The sequence below is a fragment of the Reyranella sp. genome (assembly GCF_050185545.1).
Classification (GTDB): Bacteria; Pseudomonadota; Alphaproteobacteria; order Reyranellales; family Reyranellaceae; genus Reyranella.
Map to the genome: position 1 here is coordinate 1 of NZ_JBFWZI010000274.1, position 7,471 is coordinate 7,471.

General features: G+C 66.0%; 8 protein-coding genes. 5 read left to right on the top strand and 3 right to left on the bottom strand.

The window, feature by feature from the left end; genetic code table 11:
- Positions 1-116 precede the first annotated feature (116 nt).
- The 3 genes from AB7O82_RS35755 to AB7O82_RS35765 form a co-directional block, all read right to left on the bottom strand.
- Positions 117-659: a hypothetical protein gene (locus tag AB7O82_RS35755; protein ID WP_428539643.1), complete on the bottom strand. Its 543-nt coding sequence runs from the start codon at positions 657-659 to the stop codon at positions 117-119.
- 102 nt (positions 660-761) lie between these two features.
- Positions 762-1,535, bottom strand: a complete 774-nt coding sequence (locus AB7O82_RS35760; RefSeq protein ID WP_428539646.1) for an SDR family NAD(P)-dependent oxidoreductase — start codon at positions 1,533-1,535, stop codon at positions 762-764.
- Between the two features lie 73 nt (positions 1,536-1,608).
- Entirely contained in the window at positions 1,609-2,325 is a 717-nt protein-coding gene (locus AB7O82_RS35765; RefSeq protein WP_428539649.1) for a pirin family protein, read from the bottom strand.
- Between the two features lie 344 nt (positions 2,326-2,669).
- Between AB7O82_RS35765 and AB7O82_RS35770 the strand changes: the two genes are divergently transcribed.
- Genes AB7O82_RS35770 through AB7O82_RS35790 form a run of 5 tightly spaced genes read left to right on the top strand, consistent with a single transcriptional unit; the run spans position 2,670 to position 7,435 of the window.
- On the top strand, positions 2,670-3,866 hold the full coding sequence (locus tag AB7O82_RS35770; RefSeq protein WP_428539652.1) for an amino acid ABC transporter substrate-binding protein: 1,197 nt from the start codon (positions 2,670-2,672) through the stop codon (positions 3,864-3,866).
- Positions 3,867-3,871: 5 nt separating this feature from the next.
- Positions 3,872-4,972, top strand: coding sequence for a branched-chain amino acid ABC transporter permease (locus AB7O82_RS35775; protein ID WP_428539655.1), 1,101 nt, complete (start codon positions 3,872-3,874; stop codon positions 4,970-4,972).
- 9 nt (positions 4,973-4,981) lie between these two features.
- A complete protein-coding gene (locus AB7O82_RS35780; protein ID WP_428539658.1) occupies positions 4,982-5,920 on the top strand; it encodes a branched-chain amino acid ABC transporter permease in 939 nt (312 codons plus the stop codon).
- Positions 5,920-6,684, top strand: coding sequence for an ABC transporter ATP-binding protein (locus tag AB7O82_RS35785; RefSeq protein ID WP_428539661.1), 765 nt, complete (start codon positions 5,920-5,922; stop codon positions 6,682-6,684). Before AB7O82_RS35780 ends, AB7O82_RS35785 begins: the two co-directional genes overlap by 1 nt.
- Positions 6,674-7,435 (top strand): ABC transporter ATP-binding protein, encoded by a 762-nt coding sequence (locus AB7O82_RS35790; protein WP_428539664.1) that lies wholly within the window; start codon positions 6,674-6,676, stop codon positions 7,433-7,435. Before AB7O82_RS35785 ends, AB7O82_RS35790 begins: the two co-directional genes overlap by 11 nt.
- Positions 7,436-7,471 lie beyond the last annotated feature (36 nt).

The window sequence follows — 7,471 nt, forward strand, 5'->3', positions numbered from 1 at the left end:
GTCCCGCCCGCTCATGATCATGAGCGGGCGGGACGCCCGCGGTTCGCATGATTCATGACCCCTCCGTCGCCGTATGACGGCGACACCTCCCCAACGGAGTTGGGGAGGATGATGAGCTATTTGATCGTCACCTGATGGGTGAGCTTCTCGCCGTCGGTGATGGTGAGCTGCTTGAAGCCCAGGAGTTTCAGCAGGTCGAAGAAGGTGGCATCCTCGGCCACGGTGCGCTCCTGGAAGAACGGCGACAGGCGCGACATGGTCGTCATGTTGGCGAGCAGGGCGCGCATGCGATAGAGCGTATTCAGCTCACCCTGCTGCATGCCGACGATGATCATCTTGTCGCCCTTCTCGCCCTTGGCGAAGACGGCGTAGGGCACGCGATAGGCCGACTGGATGGTGCCTTGCGACACGACGGTCACGAACTGGATGCGCTGCGGCCGCTCGGCGCCGGCGATGGTCTGCATGGACGATTCGAACACCTCGGTCGAGGTCGGCTTGGGATAGTAGTAGCCGATGTAGCGGTCCTCGGTCGGCGCGCCGGCGGGCTTGGTGGCGGCGGGCGTCGCCGGCTTGGCCGGTTGCTGCGCCTGGACTGCCATGGGGACCGCCGTGGAGGCCGTCAGCGCGAGCGCGAGGCAGGCGGCGAAAGTCTTGATCATGTCGAAGTCTCCTATGAATCGGGGCGGGTACCGCCCCGATCTATTCGTCGTGGTGCCGGCGCCCTGGGTGTCTCGCGCGGAATGCCGGAACCGTAGTTGAGCCTAGAACAGGGTATAACCGCCATCGATGACGAAGTCGCGCCCCGTCGTGTAGGCGGTGGCCTCGCTCGCCAAGTAGACGGCGATCGGGCCGAAGTCGGCGCCGACGCCCCAGCGGCGCTCGGGGATGCGCGGCATGACGTTGCCTGCGAACTTGGGGTTGTTGAAGGCGTTTTGTGTCATCTCGGTCTCGATCCAGCCCGGCAGGATCGAGTTGACCGCGATCTTGTAGCGCGCCAGCTCGACGGCCAGCGCCCGCACCATGGCGGTGACTCCGCCCTTGCTGGCGCCGTAGTGGCTGGAGCGCGCCGCGCCCTCGACCGCCGCGGTGCTGGCCATCGCCACCAGCGAGCCGCCCTTGCCGCGCTCGACCATGTGCTTGGCGGCGGCGCGGAAGGTGAAGAACACGCCGTCCAGGTTGACGCGCATGACGCGGCGCCATTCCTCGTAGTCCATCTCCAGGATCGAGCCCTTGCCGCGGCCCGACACGCCCGAATTGGCGACGCAATTGTCGACATGGCCCATGACGCCGAGAGTCTCGGCGAAGCCCGCCTGGACCTGGTTCTCGTCGCCGACATCGACGATCTGGCTGTGGACCTTGCGGCCGTGACGCTTCAGCCGGGTGGCAGCATCCTCGGTCTTCCGGGGATTGGTGCCCCAGATACAAACATCGGCGCCTGCTTCCGCCAGGGCATCGGCCATGCCGAAGCCAATGCCGCCATTGCCGCCGGTGACCAGCGAAACCTTGCCCGTAAGATCGAAGCCCTTGTAGGCCATGTGCGTGCTCCCCTGGTCGCTCCCGTCCCGCCACGACTCGGCGGAGACGGGAGCAAGAGCACGAAAGCCCCGGTCAGTTCAATTGGTCGGTTTCGACCAGCACAATCTCCGAATCCTCGACCGCCGTGAGCTCGATCTCGGGCAGATCGACCACCGCCACGCCGTCGCGGGCATTGGCCGTCACCGGCTGGCCGCCGGCGCCCTTGACCTCGATCCGCCCCTTGGCGGGGACGAGGTAGGCCGGCTTGCCACCCAGCGTCTGGCGCAGAGTCTGTCCGGCCTTCAGGGTGCCGGCATAGAGCGCCCCGTCGGCATGGAGAGGAATCGCACCTTCATGGCCGCGGCCCGACGCCAGCGGCACCAGCTTGCCGTCGCGGCCCTCGGCCGGGAACTGCACGGTTTCCCAGCGTGCCGGCACGCCCTCCTTGTTGGGCAGGATCCAGATCTGGAACAGCTCGGTCTCGTCGCTCTCGCGATTGTATTCGGCGTGCTGGATGCCGCGTCCGGCGCTCATCACCTGGATCTGCCCGGCCTCGGTGCGGCCCTGGTTGCCGAGATGGTCCTGGTGGGTGATCGCGCCTTTGATGACGTAGGTCACGATCTCCATGTCCCGGTGCGGATGCGGCGGGAAGCCGGTGTTGGGCGCGATGCGGTCGTTGTTCCACACGCGCAGCGCGCCCCAGTGCACGCGCTTGGGATCGCGGTACTCGGCGAAGCTGAAATGGAAATTGGCGTTGAGCCAGCCGTGGTTCGACTTGCCCAATTTCTCGAAGGGTCTGAGTTCGATCATGCAATTACCTCTTGCCCGCCAAGATGGCCCGGCCAGGGGGTGGATCAAGTTTCTGATTGGTAACGCCGTCGGACAGCCTCACGGCTGGCGCTACGCTCGGGACGGCGGGGCTTTTGCCGGCGTGCGTCATCGTCTTCCGGACCGCGGGCGTCTCGCCCGCTCATCACTCATAGAAGAGAGAAGAGCGGGCGAGGCGCCCGCGGTCCGGAAGACGATGACGCGCTCGCAGCCTCCCTTCGGATCCGGAACGCTTGACAGTCTGTATGCCATGCTGCTTCTTTTCGAGCTATCAGCTTGCGTACGCATAGTCCCGAGTCGGTGTGGCGATAACGGGAGGTCGGGCGATGACGCAAAGCGTTCTTCGAAGTCTCGTTGCAGCGTTCGTGGCGTTGCTGGCGCTCGTTCCCGATGCCGGGGCGGACCACCGGCCGAACAAGGTAGTTCTGGTCGGCGGCGCCATCTCGCAGACCGGCCGATTCGCCGAGCCGGCGGGCCGGCAGGTCAACGCGATCAAACTTTGGGTCGATCAGGTGAATGCCCGGGGCGGTCTGCTCGGCCACAAGATCGAGTTGCTGTTGCTCGACGACAAGTCGGACACTCAGACCGCGGTCAAGCTCTACGAGAAGCTGATCACCGAGGACAAGGTCGATGTGCTCCTGGCACCGTACTCGAGCGCGATCACTGAGGCGGTGGCCAACATCAACGAGCGCTACAAGATGCCGTTCGTCGCCTTCGGCGCGGCATCGAGCCCGATCTGGGAGAAGGGCCGCAAGTACATCTTCAACATCGTCGCCATCGCCGAGGACTACCAGAAGGGGGCGGTGCACCTCGCCAAGCAGATCGGCGTCAAGAGGATCGCCATCATCGGCGAGGACAGCCTGTTCCCGCGGCAGTCCGGCATCGGCGCCAAGCAATGGGCGGCCAAGCTCGGCCTCCAGGTGGTGCTGCAGGAGAACTACCCGCAGAAGCAGACCGACTTCACCGCCTTGCTGCAGAAGATCAAGGCATCGGGCACCGAGGCGATCCTGTCGAACAGCTATTTCGCCGACGCCGCCGCCCAGCTGCGGCAGATGCGCGAGCTCAACCTGAACTTCAAGCTGTTCTCCTCGACCGTCGGCCCCGGCCTGCCGAACTTCGCCGAGCAGCTCGGCGGCACCGCCGAATATGTCCTGGGCTTCAGCCAGTGGGAGCCCCTGCCGGACCTCCTCAAGAACCCCGGCATGAAGGAGTTCATCGCCGAGTACGAGAAGCGCTACGGCGAGAAGCCGAACTACCACGCCGGCGGTGCCTACGGGGCGCTGCAGGTGACCGAGGCGGCGCTCAAGCAGGCGGGAAGCTTCGACAGCCAGAAGCTTCGCGACGCGCTCGCCACCATCGACACGACCTCGGTCATGGGCCACTACAAGGTGAACGACAAGGGCATGAACGAGCACGAGGGACTGACCTTCCAGATCCTGCAGGGTCAGCGCCGTATTGTATTCCCGGAGAAGTGGGCCGAGACCAAGGCCAAGCTGCCCATGCCCGACTGGAGCAAGCGGTAGCTGGCGTGGACGACAGTGCCGAGACGATAGGCCGGGAGCAGGGGGACCGCGAGACAGGGGGCTCCCGGCCATTCGTCGACGCGCCGCCGGCCATCGGCCGGCGGCGCGGCCGCGGCTGGATGGAACGCAGCGAGGTCAGGAGCCTCCATCTGCTCGCCGCCTTCCTGGTCGCCGCCTACGCGTTGCCCTTCGTGATCGGCATCTGGTCCGACACGATCCGCTGGGACGCCGAGTGGTTCGGCTACCTGGGGACGGTCATGCTCTCCGGCTTCCTCCAGGGCGGCGTCTACGCCATGTTCGCGGTCGGGCTCACGATGATCTTCGGCGTGATGCGCATCATCAATGCCGCGCACGGCGAGATGGTCATGATGGGCGCCTACCTGACCTGGGTCGCCTTCTTCTTCCTCGGCGTCGATCCGCTGCTGTCGCTCGTCTTCACGCTGCCGATCGCCTTCCTCCTCGGCATGGCATTGCAGAAGGTCCTGCTGAACGCCGTCGTGGGCCAACCCGAGCTGACCGGCCTGCTCGTCACCTTCGGGCTCGGTCTGACCATGATCTACGTCGCCGAGCTGATCTTCACGACCGATTTCCGGACCATCCCCTACGCGCCCCAGACGGTGCAGATCACCGACACCATCGCGGTGAGCCAGAACAAGCTCATCAGCTTCACGATGGCGCTCGTCATCTCGGTGGCGGTCTATTTCTTCCTCAAGCTAAGCCGCATCGGCAAGGCGATCCGGGCCACTGCGCTCAATGCCGAGGTGGCCATGGTCTGCGGCATCGATGTCGGCCGCATCTACCTGATCACGGCGGGCCTCGCCGTGGCGCTCGCGGTGGCAGGCGGTGCGCTGGTGTCGATCCAGTTCGGCTTCAATCCCGAGACCGGCATCGTCTACACCCTCCAGGCCTTCACCATCATCATCCTGGGCGGCCGCGGCGACTACATCGGCGCGCTGATCGGCGGCTTCATGCTCGCCATCCTCGAGAGCCTGGTGTCGCTCCTGATCCCGAACGGCACGGCCATGGTCGAGCTGGCAGCCTACAGCCTCCTCATCGCCGTGCTCCTCATCCGTCCGGGCGGCCTCATGGGCGTGAAGGACACGTGAGGCCGACCGATGACGCAGCGTGAGCATCTCCGCAACCTGGCGCTCCTCGCGCTGCTCGCCGCGGTCCTCGCGGTGCTGCCGCACGGTCTCAGCGTGTACCTGCAGTCCTTCGCGATGTTCACGATGATGTACGTCGTGCTGGCCCTGTCGTGGAACATCATCAGCGGCTTCACTGGCTACACGTCGTTCGGGCACGTCGCCTTCTATGGCATCGGCGCCTATGCCTGCGCCATCCTGGTGGTCGACCACACCTGGCCCTGGCTGCCGACCCTGGTCGTGGGCGCGCTCGTCGCCGGGCTGGTCGCGATCGCCATCGGCTATCCGGTGCTGCGACTCAAGGGTCCGTACTTCGCCATCGCCATGCTGGGCATGGCCGAGGGCACCCGCGTCGTCTGCACGGTGTGGGACGACCTCACGCATGGCGGTCTCGGCATCAGTTTTCCCAGCGTCGACAACGCGCTGTCGACCTACTATGCCATGCTGGTGGTGATGCTGATGACCATCGCCGTCGCCTACCTCGTGGCCCATTCGCGCTTCGGCATCCGCCTGAACGCGATCCGCGAGGACGAGGTGGCCGCCGAGGCGCTCGGCATCGACGTGACGCGCTACAAGCTGGTGGCCTTCGTCCTGTCCGCCATCTTCCCCGCCATGGCGGGGGGCATCCAGGCCTACAAGGTGCTCTACATCGAGCCGCAGGCGGTGTTCTTCGTGCAGATCACCATTGCCATGGCGCTGATGTCAATGCTCGGCGGCAAGGGCACCGTGATCGGGCCGATCGTTGGTGCGGTGCTGCTCTACGTGGCCCAGGAGCTTACCTGGGTCAACTTCCCCACCGCCCACTTGATCGCCTACGGGCTGTTCATCATCGTGGTGGCGCGCTTCATGCCGCGTGGACTGATGGGCTTCGCCATCGACCGCGGCTGGGTCCGCAAGGGGATGGTGCATTGATGACGGGGCGCGGCCCCGGCCCGGACGGGATCGCGCTGGAGGCTCGCGGCCTGCGCAAGGCGTTCGGCGGCGTTCAGGCCGTCGACGGCTGCAGCTTCGCCGTGCCGCGCGGCAAGATATGCGGGCTGATCGGCCCCAACGGCTCCGGCAAGACGACGACCTTCAACCTCCTGACCGGGCTCGCTCAGCCCGACGAGGGCCAGGTCCTGCACGACGGTGTCGATATCGCCGGCCTCAGGCCACATCTCGTTTTCCGCCGCGGCATCACACGGACCTTCCAGATCACGCGCGTCTTCCGCGAGATGACGGTGCTCGAGAACATGCTGTCGGTGATCGGGCTCGCCGTCCCCGACCGGGTGGCGCGTGAGCGCGCCGAGGAGTTGATCGCGCTGGTCAAGCTCGGCCACCTGCGCGGCGAGTATGGCGGCCGCCTGTCCTACGGCCAGCAGAAACTGCTCGAGTTTGCCCGCGCGCTGATGACCGATCCCGAGGTGATCCTGCTCGACGAGCCGGCGGCCGGTGTCAACCGCACGCTGCTCCAGCATCTGCTCGAGCAGATTCACCGCCTTCAGGAGGCCGGCAAGACGATCCTGATCGTCGAGCACGACATGAACGTCATCATGAACCATTGCGAGCGCATCTTCGTGATGGACTACGGCGTCAAGATCGCCGAGGGCGCTCCGGCCGAGATCCAGGCCGACGACCGGGTGATCGAGGCCTATTTCGGCCGCCGCCGGCGGACGGGAGCGGTTCATGCAGCCTAGAAACGGGCCATCTGGCAACGGGCGGGCCCGGGTGCTGGAGTTGCGCGACGTCTCGGCAGGGTACGGGGCAATCCAGATCCTGCACGGGGTGTCGTTGCACGTCGACGAAGGCGAGATCGTTTCCGTCATCGGCCCCAACGGCGCCGGCAAGTCGACGACCTTCAAGGTGATCATGGGCCTGATCACCCATCTCGGCGGCGACGTGGTCTATCTCGGCCACGACCTGGTCGGTCAGCGGCCCGACCGCATCCTCGGGTTCGGGCTCGCCTATGTTCCGCAGGGGCGCGTCGTGTTCACCCAGATGACGGTACGCGAGAACCTGGAGATGGGCGCATATCTCGAGCGCAGCAAGGCCAGGATCGCCGAGGCCATGGACTACGTCTTCACGCTGTTCCCGCGCCTCGGCGAGCGTCCCGGCCAGCTCGCCGGCTCGATGAGCGGCGGCGAGCAGCAGATGCTTGCCATGGGGCGCGGCCTCATGATGCGGCCCAAGATGATGATGCTCGACGAGCCGTCGCTCGGCCTGTCGCCGCGCCTGGTCGACGAGGTGTTCGACAAGACCGTGGAATTGGCGCGCGGCGGGCTGACCGTCATGCTGGTCGAGCAGAACGCCGCGCGCGCCCTCGAGATCTCCGATCGCGGCTACGTCCTGGAGCTCGGTCGCAACCGCTACGAAGGCAGCGGCCAGGCTCTGCTCGACGACCCCGAGGTGCGCACCATGTATCTCGGCGGCGGGATGCGCGCGGCGTGAGCTGACGGCAACGCCCGGCGCGGGCTGGAAGAGAGT